Raw genomic sequence first — 17,983 nt, forward strand, 5'->3', positions numbered from 1 at the left:
GCCACCGGGCTGCGCGGACGGGGCGGGGCCGGTACTGCCGCGCAGGGAGACCGGCGGGGTCAGCAGGATGTTGCGGAGGGGGCGGTGGGATCGGCCATGCGTTCGAGCAGGAGGTCCATGGCCTTGGTGCCGATGTCCTGGGCCGGTACGTCCGCGGCGGTGAGCGGCGGGCGGAACTCCTCGGCCCAGGTCCGGCCGACGACGCCGGTGATGGAGAAGTCCCTCGGCACCGTGCGGCCGGCCTCCTCCAGGCCCCGCTGGAAGCCGGGCAGCGCGGCTTCGTTGATCGTCGCGACCGCGGTGATGTCGGGGTGGTCGCGCAGGAGCCGGGTGGCGCATTCCAGTCCGGCGGCCGCGTCGTCCCCGCACTCCAGGTCGATGCCCTGGATGCCGCGCAGCGTGACGGCCTCGGTGAAGCCGTCGCGAGCCCGGTGGCCCGGCCCGTAGCCGGCTGCCATGAGTTCGACGGAACGGTTGATCAGCGCGATCCGGGTGTGGCCCAGGTCCGCGAGGTGGTGGACGCACCGGTTGATCACGGTGGTGTAGTCGACGTCGATCCAGCACATCTCGTGGGCGCGGGCGGTGTGTCCGATGCCGACGAACGGCAGCCCTGCCTGCTGAAGTCTGCGGACCCGGGAGTCCTCCAGGCGGATCTCCATGAGGATCACCCCGTCGACGCGCCCTCCGGACAGAAGGCGCTCGAACGACCGGTCGTGGTCGCCCCCGGAGGGGGAGAGCAGGACGTCAAGGTCGGCACGGGCGGCAGCTTCGACCACGCTGGCCACGAAACCCAGCTGCATGTGGGTCAGGTGTCGGCTGGCCGGAGGGATCACCAGGCCGATGGTCCGGGTCCGGCCCTCCTTCAGCGCGCGGGCGGCGGCGTTGGGCCGGTAGCCGAGCTCGTCGATGACGTCCTGGATGCGCCTGCGGGTGGCGTCCGAGACCGGGCGCTTGCCACTGAGTGCGTAGGAGACGGTGCTCCGCGAGACGCCCGCCCGGCTGGCGATCTCCCCGATGTTCATCGTTGTCCTCATGGAGATGGGTGGCCGTGGCCTGGTGATGTCGGTGGCGGTCCACACGTGTCGCCGTTGTCGAACCGATTCGGTAGACGGTAGTGCGCTTCCTCCCCTTGTCGCAACCCGCACGCCAGGGTTGCGGGGAGTCGGCTCGTGTTCCGGTCGGCCGCACCGAGGTGACGGATGTTCACCCGGGCTATTGACGGCCCCAGGGGCCGGTCCTATGTTCCTGTCGAACCGATTCGCGCAATCGATTCGACATCAGGCCGTAACACGGAGACGGCCTCCCCGTCGCCCTGCCTCCACCCCCCTCAGTGCCTCCGCAAGACCGAAGGGTTCGGTGTCATGAACAGATCCACAGGTCGGCGGCTCACCGTCGCCGCGCTCGCCGCCGTCGTCCTCGCCACCGCCGCCACCGCGTGCTCGTCCTCGTCCGGGACGGGCGCCGCCGGCGGGGGAGGCGACTCCGCCGGCGGGAGCTACACCGTCTGGGATCCGTACCCGCAGTTCGACGCCGGTTCCGCCTGGGCCAAGCTGCTGGACACCTGCGGTGCCCAGGCCGGTGTGCAGATCAAGCGGACCGCCTTCGACACCAGCGACCTGACCACCAAGGAACTCCTCGCGGCCCAGCAGGGCAACTCCCCGGACGTGCTGATCGTCGACAACCCGGCGGTCTCCACACTCGCCGAGGCCGGCGTGCTGAGCTCGACCAAGGAGAACAGGATCGACACCTCGGCGGTGTCACCCAACCTGCTCGCCGCCGGCCAGAGCGGCGGCGAGACCTTCGGCACCCCCATCGGCGCGAACACCCTGGCGCTGTACTACAACAAGGCGGTCCTGACGGCCGCCGGCGTGGACGCCGCCTCGATCAGGGACTGGGCGTCGCTGACCGCGGCCCTCACCAAGGTCAAGGCCGCGGGCAGGAAGGGCATCACCTTCGCCGGGATCGGCACCGAGGAGGGGAGCTTCCAGTTCCTCCCGTGGTTCTGGGGATCCGGTGCGCAGCTGACGCACCTGGACTCCGCCCAGGCCGCTTCCGCGCTGTCGCTGTGGACCGACTGGGTCAAGCAAGGCCTGGCCCCCAACTCGGTCATCAACAACACCCAGACCACCAGCTGGCAGGAGTTCGCCACCGGTGAGTTCGCCTTCGCGGAGAACGGCACCTGGCAGCTGGCCAACGCCAAGAAGGCCGGCTTCGAGTACGGGGTCATCCCGGTCCCCGGCATGACCGGGGGCACCGCCCCGGCCCCGACCGGCGGCGAGTTCGTCACCGTCCCGGTCCAGAAGAAGACGGACCGCTACGGCGTCTCGAACACGGTGGTGTCCTGCCTGACCAGCGCGGACAACTCCTACGCCACCGACACCACGCTGTCCTACATCGCCCCCACCCCCGCGGTGCAGGACAAGCAGGCCGCCGGGGACCAGGACCTGAAGCCGTGGATCGACGCGGTCAAGGGCGCCAAGGGCCGTACCGGCGACGACCTGGGCACCAAGTACCCGAAGATCTCCGAGCAGTTGTGGACATCGGTCCAGGCCGCCCTGACCGGGTCCACGTCGCCGCAGGCCGCGCTGTCCGCGGCGCAGTCGGCCGCTGCCAAGTAGGACCGCCGGCCGCGAGGACGACAGGACCCGCCCATGAACGACACAGCGCAGACACCGGTGGCCCGCTCCGTGCGCGACGGGGCCGGGCCGGCCACCGCGGTGCCACCCCGCGGGCGCACCGGCAACGAACGCACCGGCACCGGACGCCCCGGTACCGAACGCCCCGGTACCGAACGCACCAGGTCCCGCTCCCGGTCCCAGCAGTGGGCCGCCTGGGGATTCCTGACCCCGGTGGTGATCTACCTCGGCGTGTTCTACGCCTACCCCCTCTACCGCAACATCGACCTGAGCCTGCGCAACTACACGGTGCGCTCGTTCGTGAACGGCGATGCCCCCTTCACCGGACTGGCGAACTACCGCGCGGTCCTGGACGACCCCACGTTCCTGCCCGCGCTGACGCACACGGTGGTGTTCACCGCCGCCAGTCTGCTGCTGCAGTACGGGATCGGTCTGGCCCTCGCGGTCTTCTTCACCCAGCAGTTCCGCCTGGCGGCCACGCTGCGCGCCCTGTTCCTGGTGCCCTGGCTACTGCCGCTGATCGTGTCCGCCTCCACCTGGTCGTGGATGCTCAACAGCGGCTCCGGCGTCGTCAACGCCGCCCTGCACGCGGTGGGCATCGGTCCGGTCAACTGGCTCACCTCCCCGAGCTGGTCCCTGGCGTCGGTGGTGATCGCGAACATCTGGATCGGGATCCCGTTCAACCTGGTGGTCCTGTACAGCGGTCTGCAGAGCATTCCGGCCGCCCTCTACGAGGCCGCCGCCCTGGACGGGGCGAACGCCTGGCAGCGCTTCCGGCACGTCACCTTCCCGCTGCTGCGCCCGGTATCGGCGATCACCCTGCTCCTGGGTCTGATCTACACCCTCAAGGTCTTCGACATCATCTGGATCATGACCAGGGGCGGCCCGGTCGACTCCTCCACCACGCTGGCGACCTGGTCCTACCGCCTCGGCTTCGGGAACGCGCTGCCGGCCTTCGGCCACGGTGCCGCCGTCGGAAACCTGCTGGTCCTGATCGCCCTGTTCTTCGGCATGGTCTACATCCGCGTCCAGCGAAAGCAGCAGGAGTCATGACCAGACGACACACCTCCTGGTGGAAGACCGCGATCGGCGTCCTGCTCACCGCACTGATGCTGTTCCCGGTCTACTGGATGCTGAACGTCTCCTTCACCCGCGACCAGGACATGCGCAAGTCCCCGCCGGACTGGTTCCCGCTCCACGGCACGCTGGCGGGCTACCGGGCGGTCCTGGACCAGCAACTGCCCTATCTGGGCACCAGTCTGGTCATCGCCCTCGGTACCGTCGGGCTCACCGTGGCCCTCGCCGCACCGGCCGGCTACGCGCTGGCCAAGCTGCGCCCGCGAGGCGGCGGCGTCCTCGGCTTCGTCCTGCTGGCCGCGCAGATGGTCCCCGGCATCATCATGGCGATGGGCTTCTACACCATCTACCTCACGTTCGGGCTGCTGCAATCGGTGCCGGGCCTGATCGTCGCCGACTCCACGATCGCCGTCCCGTTCGCCGTGCTGATCTTCACGGCGTTCATGGACGGCATCCCGGGTGAACTGCTGCAGGCCGCCCGGACCGACGGCGCGGGAGCCGTGCGGACCTTCTGGTCGATCGTCCTGCCGATGAGCCGCAACGCGGTCGTCACCGTCTCCTTGTTCGCGTTCCTCTGGTCCTGGTCCGACTTCGTCTTCGCCGGCACCCTGGACGGCGGGGGCGCCCACCAGCCGATCACGCTGGGGATCTACCACTACATCGGCAACAACAACCAGCAGTGGAACGCCATCATGGCCACCGCCGTGGTCGCCTCGATCCCCACCGCAGTGATCCTCGTCCTGGCCCAGCGCCACGTCGCCGCCGGCGTCACCGCCGGAGCCGTCAAGGACTGATGCCGGCCGGTACCTCCCGTCCCCGGAAGCCCGGCCCGTCGGCAGATCCGCGAACCCGGCCCGCCGCACGGCCGCCGCACGGCCGGCAGAACGCGCCCCTCACCAGAAACGAGCAGCTTGCGATGACCGACGCCCCGACCGGCCCGGCCTTCAACATCCACCACATCCCCTTCAGCAGCCACGGCTCCTGGTTCGGCGTCTCACCCGTGACCTCCGAGCACGTCCGCTCCCGGGACCTGCACCTGGTCTCCCACCAGAACGGCATGCACCCCGTCCTGCGCTTCGTTCCCGTCGCAGGCACGCACGGCGAGCGGGTCGAGACGCGCTGGACCGCCACCGCAGGGCAGCTGACCTGGACCGGGCCGGACGGGCCGGACGGGCACATCGAGATGACCTACCAGTCGGCCGACACCCTGCGGCTGCGCGGCACCGGCCTGGGCCTGCGGATCTGCGCCTCGGCCGACCGGCTCACGCCGTTCAGCGGCACGTACTTCTACCAGGACCCGCTCGACGGCTCCCACGTCTTCACGTCCTACGAGTCCGGCCGTCGCTACCGCATCACCGTGCTCGCCGGGAGGGCGACGGACGTCCGCGGTGTCGAATCCCTCGGCGAGGCCGACCGCGGGCTGACGGTGACCGGCGACGGTGACCTCCCGTGGGAGGCGGCCGTCGAGGAACTCGACACCGCGCGACCGCCCTACGTCCCGTCGGACACGCACGAGCGGGCGGTCGAGCGGGCCGCCCGGGTGTTCACCGAGTTCGCCGATGCCGTCACTCCCTGGCGCACCCCGGACACGCCGGCCGCCGAACTCGCCGCCTACGTGCTGTGGTCCGCGACGGTGGCACCGGCCGGGTTCCTCCAACGCCCCGCCGTCCTGATGTCCAAACACTGGATGGACAAGGTCTGGAGCTGGGACCACTGCTTCAACGCCCTCGCCCTGGCCCCCGGAGCGCCGGAGCTGGCGTGGGACCAGTTCCGGATCATGTTCGACCACCAGGACGAGAGCGGCGCACTGCCCGACTCCGTGACCCACTCCGAGATCCTCCACAACTTCGTCAAACCCCCCATCCACGGCTGGGCCCTGCGCCACCTGCGAGGACGCCTGCCGCGCCCGCCGAGCCGCACCGAACTCAGCGAGGTGTACCACCGCCTCGAACGGTGGACCAGGTTCTGGCTCGATTCCAGGCGCGCTCCCGGCCAGACGCTGCCGCACTACCAGCACGGCAACGACAGCGGCTGGGACAACGCCACCACCTTCGACCCCGGACGCCTGCGGATCACCGCCGACCTCTCCGCCTTCCTGATCCTGCAGCTGCGTGAACTCGCCGATCTGGCCACCGAGCTCGACCGTGCCGACGAAGCCGCCGCCTGGGCGCACTCGGCAGAAGCCCTCCAGGCCGCCGTCATCCGGGAACTGTGGACGGGCGAACGCTTCCAGGCCCGGTCCCCGCACACCGGCGCGGGCACCACCAGCCTGAGCCTGTTGGACCTGATGCCCGTCGTCCTCGGCGAGCACCTGCCCACCGGGATCAGCACCCGGCTGGCCGCCCACATCGAGACCCATCTGACCGCCCACGGGCCGGCCACCGAGCGGCCCGACTCACCCCACTACCAGTCCGACGGCTACTGGCGCGGACCGATCTGGGCACCCGCCACCGTCCTGATCGAGGACGGCCTGCGCCGCGCGGGGCACGTGGACCTGGCCGACGAGATCAGTGCCCGCTTCCGCGCCCTGTGCGAGAACTCCGGCTTCGCCGAGAACTTCGACGCCCTCACCGGCGAAGGCCTGCGTGACCGCGCCTACACCTGGACCGCCAGCAGCTACCTCCTCCTCGCCGAGGCACACGCACACCGCGACAGCCGCTGACCGGCCGCCTCCGCAGCTCCGGGACCGCTCCGGTCCCGGCACCTTCACCGCACTCCCATCCAGAGGAGCCGCACCATGAGGTCACCCACCACACCTCCGAGGCCGACGACCCGCACCGGACGACGAGCCGCTTCGACCGTCGCCGTCCTGCTGGCCGCACTGGCCGCGAACCTGGTGTCCGCCGCGCCGTCACCGGCCGCCGACACCGCCGTCGCCGTCGACTTCTCCGCCGCCGGGGGCGCCCCCAACTACCGTGCCTCGGGCATGATCTACGGGCTGACCCCCGACGGCTCGCAGCCGCCGGACCACTTCTTCAAGGACATCAAGTGGCACTTCGAGCGGGCCGGCGGCGCGCAGCTCAACGGTGGCGGCTACGCCACCAGCCTCGCCGACTACCAGACCCGCTGGAACGCCACCCTCGCCCAGTACAGGCGCACCGTCGCCCTCGGCGGCACGTTCGTCATCCTGCCGCACGACCTGTGGGGCGCCGACGGCACCACCAGCCAGGGCTTCCCCGGCGACAACGGCAACTGGACGCAGTTCGACAACTTCGTCAACCAGCTGATCTCCGACGTCAAGGCCAACAACATGACGGTGGAGTGGGACCTGTGGAACGAGCCGGACCTCAGCGGCTTCTGGGGCCGGTCCCAGAGCCAGTACCTGCAGATGTGGTCGCGGTTCCACGCCGCCGTGCGGGCCAACCTCCCCGGGCAGCTCATCGTCGGCCCCAGCACGGCGAATCCGCCCGCTGCGTCCAATACCTGGTGGACCGCCTACCTGAACCACGTGAAGGCCACCAACTCCGCCCCTGACATCTACAGTTGGCACGCCATCCCGCACGACCCCGTTCCGGCCGTCGGCAACGCCAACGCGACCCTCGCCGCCGCGGGCCTGACCAACTCCCGCCCGTACCAGATCAACGAGTACGCCGGGCTGGAGCAGCAGAACCCCGGTGGCGGCGGCTGGTTCATCAGCCGCCTGGAGCGGGCCGGCGCCGACGGCCTGCGCTCCAACTGGGGAGGGGGCCCCGGCCTGCACGACTACGCGGCCAACCTGCTCACCAAGAACAGCTCCGGTCAGTACCTGCCGAAGGGCGAGTGGTTCCTCTACCGGTACTACGGCTCCCAGACCGGAAACATCGTGAACCTCACGCCCGGTACCAACACCGACGGGCTGGCGACCAAGGACAACACCGCGCGCAACGCGAAGATCCTGCTGGGCGACAACGGCAACACCGGCAACGTCACCCTCAACCTCAACCGCCTCGACACCACCTCGGTGGTGGAGAACGGCCGGGTGCGCGCGGTCGTCCAGCGCATACCGAACAACGGCGGCGGCGCGGTGACGGGGCCGGTGACGGTCTCCGACCGGACGCTGACCGTGGCCGACAACTCGGCCTCGGTGAGCGTGCCGTGGACGGACGCCGCGGACGGCTACACCGTCACGCTGCTGCCACCGTCCAACACGACCGTCTCCACCGTCGCGGTGGCACAGCACAGCGGCCAGTGCCTGGACGACACCAACCTCAGCACCACCGACGCCACGCAGTACCAGCAGTACCTCTGCGAGGGCGGCTACCAGCAGATGCTGGACCTCAAGCCGGTCGCCGGCAGGGCGAACACCTACACCGTGGTCGACGAGTACAGCGGCAAGTGCCTGGACGTCTCGGGAGCTTCCACGACCGACGGAGCCGCCGTCATCCAGTGGACCTGCAGCGGCGGGACGAACCAGATGTTCACGCTGCAGCCGGTCACCGCGCTGGGCAGCAGCCAGGACTACCAGCTCGTCGCGGTGCACAGCGGCAAGTGCGTCGACGTCAGCGGGGTCTCGACCGCGGCGGGAGCCCTCGTCCACCAGTGGACCTGCGACCCCGCGAGCGTGCTGAGCACCAAGAAGAACCAGATCTGGCGTCTGACCGGTAAGGCCTGACCGCCCTGGCCTGACCCGTGCACGTGTGAGCCCGGCCGGGGGAGGGGCCCGGCCGGGCTCCCACGCGTTCGGCTGCGGCACTCGGCGGGCCGGCTGCCCGACGGGCCGGCTACCCGACGGGCGGGTCTTCATGTGAGCGTTAACAGTGCGAAGCCTTGACGGTGTCTCGGCTCCTGGCCATAGTGATGGTCGGCGCAGCACGGCAGGGGTGTCATCGTCGCCCTGCATGCCGCCTTTTCGGCCATAAATTGTTAGCGCTAACAATATTGGACGCGTTCTTCCTTCCCCCCACCCGCGAAGGAGTTCGTTCATGACCACACCATCGTGGCTGCGCCGCGCCCGGCGGGCGCTGCTGGCAGCCGGAACGACCGCTCTGCTCGTCGCCGGCCTGCTCACCGGCGCGGTCACCGCCTCCGGGGCCGCCACCCAGGGCCCGTGCGACGTCTACGCCGCCGGCGGAACGCCGTGCGTTGCGGCGCACAGCACCACCCGGGCCCTGTACGGCGCGTACAACGGCCCGCTGTACCAGGTACGGCGGGCCTCGGACGGCACGCTGCAGGACGTCCGGGTGCTGTCCGCCGGAGGCGTTGCCGACGCCGCGGCGCAGGACTCCTTCTGCGCGGGCACCACCTGCACCATCACCCGCGTCTACGACCAGACCGGTGACGGCAACACCCTGGTCTACCAGGGGACCGGCGGGACCGGCGGCGCCGACACGGCGGCCGTCGCGAACACGGAAGCGCTGAGCGTCGGCGGCCACAAGGCGTACGCGCTCTACATCAACCCCGGCAACAGCTACTTCGCCTACAGCGCCGCCGGGGGAGTGCCGACCGGCAGCGCGCCCGAGGGCGAGTACATGGTCACCAGCGGCACCCACGTCAACAACGGCTGTTGCTTCGACTACGGCAACACGGAGATCGACCACAAGGCCGACGGCAACGGCGCCATGGACGCGATCAACTTCGGCACGGAGTGCTGGTTCGGCGGCTGCACCGGCACCGGACCGTGGGTGCAGGCGGACCTGGAGAACGGCCTGTTCTCCGGTGGCAGCAAGGCGTGGAACCCCGGCCAGGTTTCGCAGACCAGTCGCTTCGTCACCGCGATGCTCAAGAACGACGGCACCACCCGGCTGGCACTCAAGGGCGCCGACGCCCAGTCCGGGGGCCTGACCCAGCTCTACAGCGGCTCACTGCCCAGCGGATGGAGCCCGATGCACAAGCAGGGCGCCGTCATCCTCGGCAGTGGCGGCGACTGCTGCCAGACCAACCGCAACGCGAGCGCGGGCACCTTCTACGAGGGCGCCATGGTCAAGGGCTACCCCTCGGACGCCACCGACACCGCGGTCCAGGCCAACATCGCCGCGGCCGGCTACCGCACCACCATCCCCTTCACCCCCGGCGCGAAGGTGTCGCTCCGGGCCACCACCACCTGCTGCACCGGCGACTACCTGCGGCACGACACCAGCGACGACAAGGTGGTGATCGCGCCGGTGACCTCCGCCAGTTCCGCCACCGACAAGGGCAGCGCGACCTGGATCGTCCGGGCCGGCCTGGCGAACAGCGGCTGCGTCTCCTTCGAGTCGGCCGACACACCCGGCAGCTACCTCAGGCACTACGCGTTCCAGCTCCACCTCCAGCCGAACGCCGGCACCAGCCAGTTCGCCGCCGACGCCACCTTCTGCGCCCAGCCCGGAAACGGCGGCACGGGGTACTCGCTCCAGTCCTTCAACTACCCGGCCAAGTACGTCCGCCACTACCGCCTCGCCGGCTACCTCGCGAGCGACGGCGGTGCCGACGCCTGGGACAACCCGTCGTCCTGGGCCCAGGACACCACCTGGCTCGCGGCCGCCCCCTGGAGCTGACCGGCAGCCCCGCGCCGGGTCCCCTGCCGGGCCTGGTGCCGGGTCTCCTGCCGGGCCCGTGCCGAACAAGGCCGAAGCCGCAGCGTCCCGGTGACGTCCGGGCCACCCGCGCCGCCCGCACGGCCGGACACCGGGACGTTCGTCCACGCTCACCTCACCCACCCCGTGAAGGAGCTCCTCATGATCAAACCGTGGATGCGGCGCCTGCGACGGGCGTTCCTGGCGGCCGGCACCACCACCGTGCTCGCCGCCGGCCTGCTCACCGCCGCGGCCGGGACGTCGCAGGCGGCCACCCAGGGGCCGTGCGACCTCTACCGCGCCGGTGGCACGCCGTGCGTGGCCGCGCACAGCACCACCCGGGCCCTGTACGGGGCGTACAACGGACCGCTGTACCAGGTCAGGCGCGCCTCCGACAACGCGACCAGGGACATCGGCCTGCTGAGCACCGGCGGCTACGCCGACGCCGCCGCGCAGGACTCCTTCTGTGCCGGCACCAGTTGCGTCATCACCGTCCTCTACGACCAGTCCGGCAAGGGCAACCACCTCACCCAGGCGCTCAGGGGCCACTGGCCCGGGCCAGCCGACGGCGGGAACGACAACCTGGCCAACGCCGTCGAGGCGCCGGTCACCGTCGGCGGGCACAAGGCGTACGGCGTCTACGTCGCCCCCGGGACGGGCTACCGGAACAACCACACCAACGGCATCGCGACCGGCGACCAGCCCGAGGGCATGTACGCCATCCTCGACGGCACGCACGTCAACGGCGGCTGCTGCTTCGACTACGGCAACGCCGAGACGACCGGCAACGATGACGGCAACGGCACCATGGAGGCCCTCTACTTCGGCACCAGCAAGGGCTGGGGCTGGGGCAGCGGCAACGGTCCCTGGGTCATGGCCGACCTGGAGAACGGCCTGTTCTCCGGGTCAACCGCGGCTTCAACGCCAACGACCCCACCGTCACCAACCGGTTCCTGACCGCCATGCTCAAGGGCGGCCCGAACCAGTGGGCCCTGCGCGGGGGCGACGCCCAGTCGGGCGGCCTGTCCACCTTCTACAACGGCACACGCCCCACCGCCGGCGGCTACAACCCGATGAAGAAGCAGGGCGCGATCATCCTCGGCATCGGCGGTGACAACAGCAACACCGGCGCCGGCACCTTCTACGAGGGCGTCATGACCTCCGGTTACCCCTCGGACGCCACCGAGAACGCCGTCCAGGCCAACATCACCGCCGCCGGTTACCACAGCGGCTCGACCGGCACCGGCACGCTGACCCCCGGCTCCCGGATCTCCCTGCAGGCCACCACCGCGCCCTGCTGCACCTCGCACTACCTGCGCCACGACGACGCCGACAACAAGGTCGTCATCTCCGGCACGAACTCCTCCAGCTCCGCCACCGACAAGGCCGACGCCACCTGGATCGTCCGCGCCGGCCTGGCCAACAGCTCCTGCCTGTCCTTCGAGTCCGCCAACAACCCCGGGCAGTTCCTGCACCACTCCAACTACCAGCTCTACCTGAACGCGGACACCGGCAACAGCTCGTTCGCGAAGGACGCCACGTTCTGCCCCACCACGGGCAACAGCGGGACCGGCACCTCCTTCCAGTCCGTCAACTTCCCGACGAAGTACCTCCGGCACTACAACCACACGGCCTACATCGCGAGCAACGGCGGCTCCAACAGCTGGGACAGCAGTGCCAGCTGGGCCGCCGACACCAGCTGGCTGGTCGCCCAGCCCTGGGGGTGAGCCACTGGGACACCCGCGGTCGTGGGCAGCGCGGCCCCCCATGGGCCGGCCGGGGTGGGCGCGCTCGGGTGGCGGGCCGGCGCGGCGAGCAGAGGTCGGCGCCTCGGTGCATCCTCGACATCGCCCGGATCGCGCGACTAGGCTCACGCAGGAGCTATTCAATTTGTTGACTATGGAGCCCACGTGCACCCCTTCCGCGTAGCCGTCGAGGCCGGCGACCACGACGCCATCGAGGCCCTCCTGGCCGAGGACGTCGTCTTCACCAGCCCCGTCGTCTTCAAGCCCTACCCGGGCAAGGCCATGACCGCCGCGATCCTGCGCGGTGCCGGACGGGTCTTCGAGGACTTCCACTACGTCCGCGAGATCAACGACGACGGCGGCCGCGACCACGCGTTCGTCTTCAAGGCCACCGTCGACGGTCGCGAGGTGCACGGCTGCGACTTCCTCCACGTCGACGAGGACGGCCTGATCGACGAGTTGACGGTGATGGTCCGCCCCCTCTCCGGCGCGCAGGCGCTCGCCGCGGCGATGGGGGCGCAGTTCGAGCGGATCACCGCCGAGGCGCTGGGTGGGTCCGTGGCATGATCGCGACCACGGGATTCCGCCGCTACGTCGCGGTCGGGGACAGCCAGACCGAGGGCCTGGGCGACGGTGACGAGGCGGCCGGATGGCGCGGCTGGGCGGACCGATTGGCCGAGACGATCGCCGGGCACGAACCCGGCCTGCTCTACGCCAACCTCGCCGTGCGCGGCCGACTCGCCGGCCAGGTGCGGGCCGAACAGCTCGCCCCTGCCCCCGCGCTGCGACCGGACCTGGTCACCGTGGTCGCCGGGATGAACGACCTGATGCGGCCGGGCTTCGACGCGGGCGAGGTGGTGGCGGAGCTGGACGCGATGTTCGCCGCCTTCACGGCCACCGGGGCGCGGGTGCTCACCTTCACCTTCCCCGACATCGGCCGGATCGCGCCACTGGCCCGCGGGCTGCGACCCCGGCTCCTGGACCTCAACGCGCGCATCCGGGCCACGGCCGACCACCGCGGCGTCGCGGTCGTCGACTTCTTCCCGCACGAGGTGACGACCGATCCGCGCATGTGGAGCGCGGACCGGCTGCACGCCAGCCCGCTCGGCCACGCCGGGATCGCCGCCGCGGCGGCCGACACGCTCGCGCTGCCCGGCAGCGACCGCGGGTGGGCCGAGCCGCTGCCACCGCTCCCGGCAGCGGGGCTCCCTCGGCGAGCCGCCCAGGAGGCCGCCTGGATCGGCACCTTCCTCGGACCGTGGCTGATGCGCCGCCTGCGCGGGCGCTCCTCCGGCGACGGAAGGGTCGCGAAGCGCCCGGAACTGCGGACCGTCGGGGCGCCCCGCCCGGCGCCCTGAGCGGCCGCCCCCAAAGGCCGTCAGACCGGCCCCTGAGCCGGCCCCCCCGTGGTGCCGGCGCCGTGCGAGGGGTCGACGAAGCAGGTCATGAGGAACTCCCTGGTGTTTCCTTGGTGATGACGATGGCCGTGGCAGCGACGGCCTGGTCGACTGATCCCGCAAGCGACGCAGGGCCGCACGGTGCCGGAACAGCACCACGCGGCCCTGCGTACGGCTTGTCGGGTCAGCGGGCGGCCGGGGTCAGCAGTTGGGTGGCTGCCAGCTCGACCAACGGCGCGCCGAGATCCTGCACGGCACCCTTGAGTCCGGCCCGACCGCCGAAGGCGGCTACCGGGTCAGCCTGCGCATCCCCCTCACCACCGACGGCGGCTGAATCGAGGACACACCCGGGCCCGCAGCGGTTGGATCCGACGCGAAGGCCCACCGCCGTGTGCCCGCTTCACCGGTGCTCGTCGGTGGCAGCATCGGTTCGTGACCGACAATCAGTTCCGTACCCCGATCGCGGCCGACGGTCGGCTCGGCGCGGCCTCGGTGCATCCGGGGTTCGCCGATCCGGCCTACCTACGGCGCCGGCAGGCGATCGCCGCGCCGGCTCGCGACCACAGGGTGGGCAACCCGTCGCCGCCGGTCGCCTACAGCCCGGCCGAGCACCAGACGTGGCGCAGGGTTCACCGGGCGGTGTGGGCGGCGCAGGCCGAGCACGCTTGCCGGGCGGCTCTGGAGGCCAGGGAGCGGGCCCCGCTCCCGGCCGACCGGATCCCGCAGCACACGGAGGTCGGTGCGCGCCTGCGGGCCCTGACCGGCTTCGACTTCACCCTGGCGGGGGGTGTGGTCGCCAACAGGCGGTTCCTCGGTTCCATGGCCCACGGGTACTTCCACGCGGTGCAGTTCGTCCGCCACCCGGCGGTGCCGTTGTTCACGCCGGAGCCCGATGTCATCCACGACGTCCTCGGCCACGGCATCCATCTCGCGGACCCGCGGTTCGCCGACCTGTACCGGCTTGTCGGGCGGGCGGCGATGCGGATCGACAATCCGGACGTGCTGCAGATGATCAGCGACGTGTACTGGTTCACCCTGGAGTACGGGGTACTTGAGGAGCACGGCAGGCCCAGGGCCTACGGCGCGGCCCTGCTCTCCTCCTACGGCGAGATGCGTCAGCTCCACCGCTGCCGCATCCGCCCGCTCGACATCGACGCCGTGCTCGCCACCGAGTACACCATCTCCGGCTATCAGCCGGTGCTCTTCAGCGCCCGCAGCCTGGAGGAGGTCACCGACGTCCTGGCCGGCTTCCTGGACCGGCTCGACGACGACAGCGCACCCCTCCGGCGCACGAATCGATCCTGACACCTCAGCCGAGCCCGGGTGCGCACCCCGCGAGGAGCAGCGTCTGCCCTCCACCAGCCCCGAGCGGAAGAAGGAACTCCAGGCGCAGCAGGACGCGAGGTTCGCGCCCGTCCCCGTTCCTCCCGGGGCTCCGGAGCTGTCCCCGCCCGCGGTCCGGCCCGTGCCGGTGGGCTGAACACCGAGCGGGCCGTGGGCCCCATGTCCATGTCCGTGGGCATGGCGGCGGGCATCTGCATCGCCGCATGGCCGTGGGTCACGTTCTCGCCGGTGCACAGATACGCCTCGATCCCCGGGCCTTGGTCGGGCGGGGCCACGCTCGTCACGGCGATGGCCCGGGCAGGGCCGGACAGTCACTCCAGAGCAAGGTGCAGGGCGAACTGGGTCGCCGCGAGGACGGAGACCGTCACTTCGAAGGTGCGGCGTCCGGGCCCGTTGGGCAGCACCGCGCCGATCGTCGCGACGATGGCGAACCCTGCTGGCCGGCACCGCGATCGCCCTCGCCTCCGGACTGGTCGGCTACTTCCTCGTCCTGCGTGCCCAGACCTTCACCGGCGACACCCTCAGCCACGTCGCCTTCACCGGCGCGATGGCCGCTCTCGCCGGCGGGTACGACCTGCGGCTCGGGCTGTTCGCCGCGACCGTCGGCGTCGCCCTGCTGCTCGGCCTCCTCGGCCGGCGGGGACGGCCCGACGACGTCGTCATCGGCACCCTGTTCTCCTGGATCCTCGGCCTCGGCACCTTCTTCCTCACCCTCGACACCACCCACCTCTCCACCACCCAGGGCAACGCGGGCATCAGCGTCCTGTTCGGCTCCATCTACGGCCTGAGCGGCGCCCAGACCGCGATGGCCGTCCTGGTCGCCGTGGCGGTCAGCGCAGCCGCCCTGTTGATCGCCCGGCCGCTGCTGTTCGCCACCCTCGACGAGGCTGTCGCCACCGCGCGCGGGGTGCGGACGGGCGCGCTCGGCCTCGGTTTCCTCGCCCTGGTCGGAGCCTGTGCCGCCGAGGCCACCCAGGCGGTCGGCTCCCTGCTGCTCCTGGGCCTGCTCGCCGCACCCGCCGGTACCGCCCTGCGCCTGACCGACCGTCCGTACCGGGCCCTGGCCCTCTCCGCGGCGCTCGCCGTCCTGGAGATGTGGGCCGGACTGACACTCAGCGCGGCCGTACCCCGACAGCGCCCAGCTCCTGCACATCAGGATGGTCTCGGCGGGGGCCGCGGTCGGCCTGTCCACCGTCTATCGGACCCTCGCCGTCCTCGCCGCCGCCGGGCTCGCGGACGTCATCCGCGACGACTCCGGCGAGCGCCTGTACCGCCACCGTCCCGGCACCGACCACCGGCACTACCTCATCTGCCGCCGCTGCGGCCACAGCCTCGTGAGGGAGTTCGACCCGGTCGAGCACTGGGCAGAGAGGATCGTCGCCCAGTCCGGCTTCACCGACGTCCACCGCACAGTCGAACTCGTCGGCATCTGCGCCGCTTGTACCGGCGAGCCGAACGACGGTGAAACGTGACGGGTGACCACGGCGTCACCCAGTCCAACCCGTGTCGTGTTGCGCAGATGCGTCGGCCAATGGCACGGATCCGGAAGGTACGCGAGCGTGGTTGCCCCCTGCGGGATGACCAGGCCGGTGTCGGCGGCGACCGTCGGGCGTCGTGAGACCTCACGTACGGTGGCAGGCTGGAGCCGGTACGGCGGAGGCTTCCGCACGGTCGGTTCGCCTGCGGCCCGAACCGATCTGTCCTGCGTCTTCCGGGCGGAACGTGGTCGACCGCCCCCGGCCGGCTGCTGTCACCGCAGCCGAACCACGACACGGACTCCTTCGCCACGGTCCCTGGTGCATGGCGACCGAGCGGTGCCGGCCTCGACAGATGCGTCCCCGGACACGGGTGCCAAGGGCATCCTCGGGAGTCGGGAGCATCGCGCTCGGCGACCTGGCGCTCCTTTCGAGCGGTGGTCAACGACCATCGCGGCTGACATCCTGGAAAGGAGGGCACGCCGTCGTCCGCGACTGTCGGGAACGACGGGAAGAGGGCGCATCTTCCTGGTGAATACGCGGCATGCGGGCGGCAGGGTCCGGCCTCCGGCAGCCTGCGGTCCGCGTCGGCTGGGCTGGACTGGGCATGCGAAGCCCGGGATGGAGGAGATCGCCATGGCCACCGCGATCAACCGCGGCGAGATCGAGGCCGACATCAAGGAGACGCTGGGCCTCGTCCCACACTTCTTCAGCAAGATCCCCACCGAGCTGCTCGGCCCGGAGTGGGAGATCTTCAAGCGGATCGAGCTCGGGGAGACGCTGATCCCGAACAAGTACAAGGAACTGATAGGCGTCGGGCTGCACGCCGAGACGAAGTGCAAGTACTGCAGCCTGTTCCACACCGAGGCCGCGAAGCTCTTCGGAGCAACGGACGAGGAGATCCAGGAGGCCGTCCACTACGCCAAGGCCAGCCTCGGCTGGAGCGCCTACATCAACGGCATGCAGGAGGACTACGACCAGTTCGCCGCCGAGCTGGCCCAGGTCACCGACTACGTCCGGTCCAAGGCGGCGTAATGCAGCTGGAACGGGTGCGGCCCACGGTGCTGCGCGCCACCTTCCACGCGTACGAGCTGGCCGCCCTGACCGCCGCCGCCCGTTACGTGGTCGAGGCCGCACCCCCCGACATACCCGCCGAGTCGCTCCAGCAGTTGGAACAACTGCTCGCCGCGTACGACGACCAGGTCCGGAACCTGCAGAATCCCGCGCCACAAGGAGGCGCGTGACCGTTGCGCACCACCGCCAACCCCGTCGGTGGTCGTCCCGGCGCTCGCGGGAGCGACCACCGACCAATCGGGTGGGGTGGACTGCGCGTCGCCACCCCGACACGCACGAGATCGATGAGGGGCGTTCCGGGGGTGACGTGATCCCGGTCGCCAGTACCCCAGAGGGGCTGGCAGCCCTTGCCGACCTGCTCGGCGTCTCGCGCACCCGGCTGTCGGACCACCTGGCCTGCCTGCGCGACTGCGGCCTCGTGATCACCGTGCCCGACGGGCGCCGCACCCGTGACGAACTCGCCGACCCTCGCCTCGGCCACGCCCTGGACGACCTGCGCACCGCCGCGGTCGCCGTGGAGACCGACCGCACCTGCCCGGACGCCGAGGCGAAGGACTGCTGCTGACCATGGCCACCCAGCTCGCCATGTCCCTCGGCCCCTCGCTGGCCCGCCGCGACGCACTCGCCCGCTGAATACGGCCGCTGGTCGCCGCGACCATTACCTACACAGGGCGATCGAGGCCGTTGTCGCCCTCGCCGCCGGTGCCCTCGCCTCCTCATCCGCCCTGGTCGGCTTCGGCCTCGACTCGAACGCCCTAGCCTGTG

The 17,983-nt window shown here is 70.9% G+C and carries 14 protein-coding genes and 4 pseudogenes; 17 read left to right on the plus strand and 1 reads right to left on the minus strand.

Features of this window, described 5'->3' with window-relative positions; all coding sequences use genetic code 11:
- Positions 1-59: 59 nt before the first annotated feature.
- Entirely contained in the window at positions 60-1,022 is a 963-nt protein-coding gene (locus BX285_RS22010; protein WP_310794227.1) for a LacI family DNA-binding transcriptional regulator, read from the minus strand.
- A 339-nt stretch (positions 1,023-1,361) separates the two neighbouring features.
- Between BX285_RS22010 and BX285_RS22015 the strand changes: the two genes are divergently transcribed.
- From BX285_RS22015 to BX285_RS38560, 17 genes and pseudogenes are all read left to right on the plus strand, one after another.
- Positions 1,362-2,618: an extracellular solute-binding protein gene (locus BX285_RS22015; protein WP_121176679.1), complete on the plus strand. Its 1,257-nt coding sequence runs from the start codon at positions 1,362-1,364 to the stop codon at positions 2,616-2,618.
- A 33-nt stretch (positions 2,619-2,651) separates the two neighbouring features.
- Entirely contained in the window at positions 2,652-3,689 is a 1,038-nt protein-coding gene (locus BX285_RS22020) for a carbohydrate ABC transporter permease (RefSeq protein ID WP_183107132.1), read from the plus strand.
- A complete protein-coding gene (locus tag BX285_RS22025) occupies positions 3,686-4,507 on the plus strand; it encodes a carbohydrate ABC transporter permease (RefSeq protein ID WP_121176682.1) in 822 nt (273 codons plus the stop codon). The genes BX285_RS22020 and BX285_RS22025 overlap by 4 nt, the downstream gene beginning before the upstream one ends.
- 122 nt (positions 4,508-4,629) lie before the next feature.
- Positions 4,630-6,375 carry an amylo-alpha-1,6-glucosidase gene (locus tag BX285_RS22030; RefSeq protein ID WP_121176684.1) on the plus strand — a complete coding sequence of 582 codons (1,746 nt, stop codon included), beginning with the start codon at positions 4,630-4,632 and terminating at the stop codon, positions 6,373-6,375.
- A gap of 75 nt (positions 6,376-6,450) precedes the next feature.
- On the plus strand, positions 6,451-8,304 hold the full coding sequence (locus tag BX285_RS22035; protein WP_121176687.1) for an RICIN domain-containing protein: 1,854 nt from the start codon (positions 6,451-6,453) through the stop codon (positions 8,302-8,304).
- A 310-nt stretch (positions 8,305-8,614) separates the two neighbouring features.
- Positions 8,615-10,165 (plus strand): alpha-L-arabinofuranosidase B, encoded by a 1,551-nt coding sequence (locus BX285_RS22040; RefSeq protein ID WP_183107133.1) that lies wholly within the window; start codon positions 8,615-8,617, stop codon positions 10,163-10,165.
- Between the two features lie 180 nt (positions 10,166-10,345).
- Positions 10,346-11,910 (plus strand): annotated as a pseudogene (locus BX285_RS39270) (alpha-L-arabinofuranosidase B).
- A 183-nt stretch (positions 11,911-12,093) separates the two neighbouring features.
- Positions 12,094-12,495: a nuclear transport factor 2 family protein gene (locus tag BX285_RS22050; RefSeq protein ID WP_097239566.1), complete on the plus strand. Its 402-nt coding sequence runs from the start codon at positions 12,094-12,096 to the stop codon at positions 12,493-12,495.
- Positions 12,492-13,286, plus strand: a complete 795-nt coding sequence (locus BX285_RS22055; RefSeq protein ID WP_121176689.1) for an SGNH/GDSL hydrolase family protein — start codon at positions 12,492-12,494, stop codon at positions 13,284-13,286. Before BX285_RS22050 ends, BX285_RS22055 begins: the two co-directional genes overlap by 4 nt.
- Before the next feature lie 247 nt (positions 13,287-13,533).
- Positions 13,534-13,659, plus strand: coding sequence for a hypothetical protein (locus BX285_RS38540; protein WP_259470747.1), 126 nt, complete (start codon positions 13,534-13,536; stop codon positions 13,657-13,659).
- Between the two features lie 98 nt (positions 13,660-13,757).
- Positions 13,758-14,630, plus strand: coding sequence for a phenylalanine 4-monooxygenase (locus BX285_RS22060; protein ID WP_121176692.1), 873 nt, complete (start codon positions 13,758-13,760; stop codon positions 14,628-14,630).
- Between the two features lie 508 nt (positions 14,631-15,138).
- Positions 15,139-15,735 (plus strand): annotated as a pseudogene (locus BX285_RS38550) (metal ABC transporter permease); the annotation flags it as partial.
- 91 nt (positions 15,736-15,826) lie between these two features.
- The gene (locus BX285_RS38555) at positions 15,827-16,141 is read left to right on the plus strand and encodes a transcriptional repressor (RefSeq protein ID WP_257032959.1); all 315 of its coding nucleotides are present in this window, start codon (positions 15,827-15,829) and stop codon (positions 16,139-16,141) included.
- A gap of 639 nt (positions 16,142-16,780) precedes the next feature.
- Positions 16,781-17,179, plus strand: coding sequence for a carboxymuconolactone decarboxylase family protein (locus BX285_RS37465; RefSeq protein ID WP_179852994.1), 399 nt, complete (start codon positions 16,781-16,783; stop codon positions 17,177-17,179).
- On the plus strand, positions 17,179-17,388 hold the full coding sequence (locus tag BX285_RS22080; RefSeq protein WP_097239572.1) for a hypothetical protein: 210 nt from the start codon (positions 17,179-17,181) through the stop codon (positions 17,386-17,388). Before BX285_RS37465 ends, BX285_RS22080 begins: the two co-directional genes overlap by 1 nt.
- A 167-nt stretch (positions 17,389-17,555) precedes the next feature.
- Positions 17,556-17,783 (plus strand): annotated as a pseudogene (locus tag BX285_RS22085) (winged helix-turn-helix domain-containing protein); the annotation flags it as partial.
- 68 nt (positions 17,784-17,851) lie between these two features.
- A pseudogene (locus tag BX285_RS38560) lies at positions 17,852-17,967 on the plus strand (cation transporter); the annotation flags it as partial.
- Positions 17,968-17,983 lie beyond the last annotated feature (16 nt).

Origin of the sequence: Streptomyces sp. 1114.5 (assembly GCF_003635085.1) — a bacterium.
Classification (GTDB): Bacteria; Actinomycetota; Actinomycetes; order Streptomycetales; family Streptomycetaceae; genus Kitasatospora.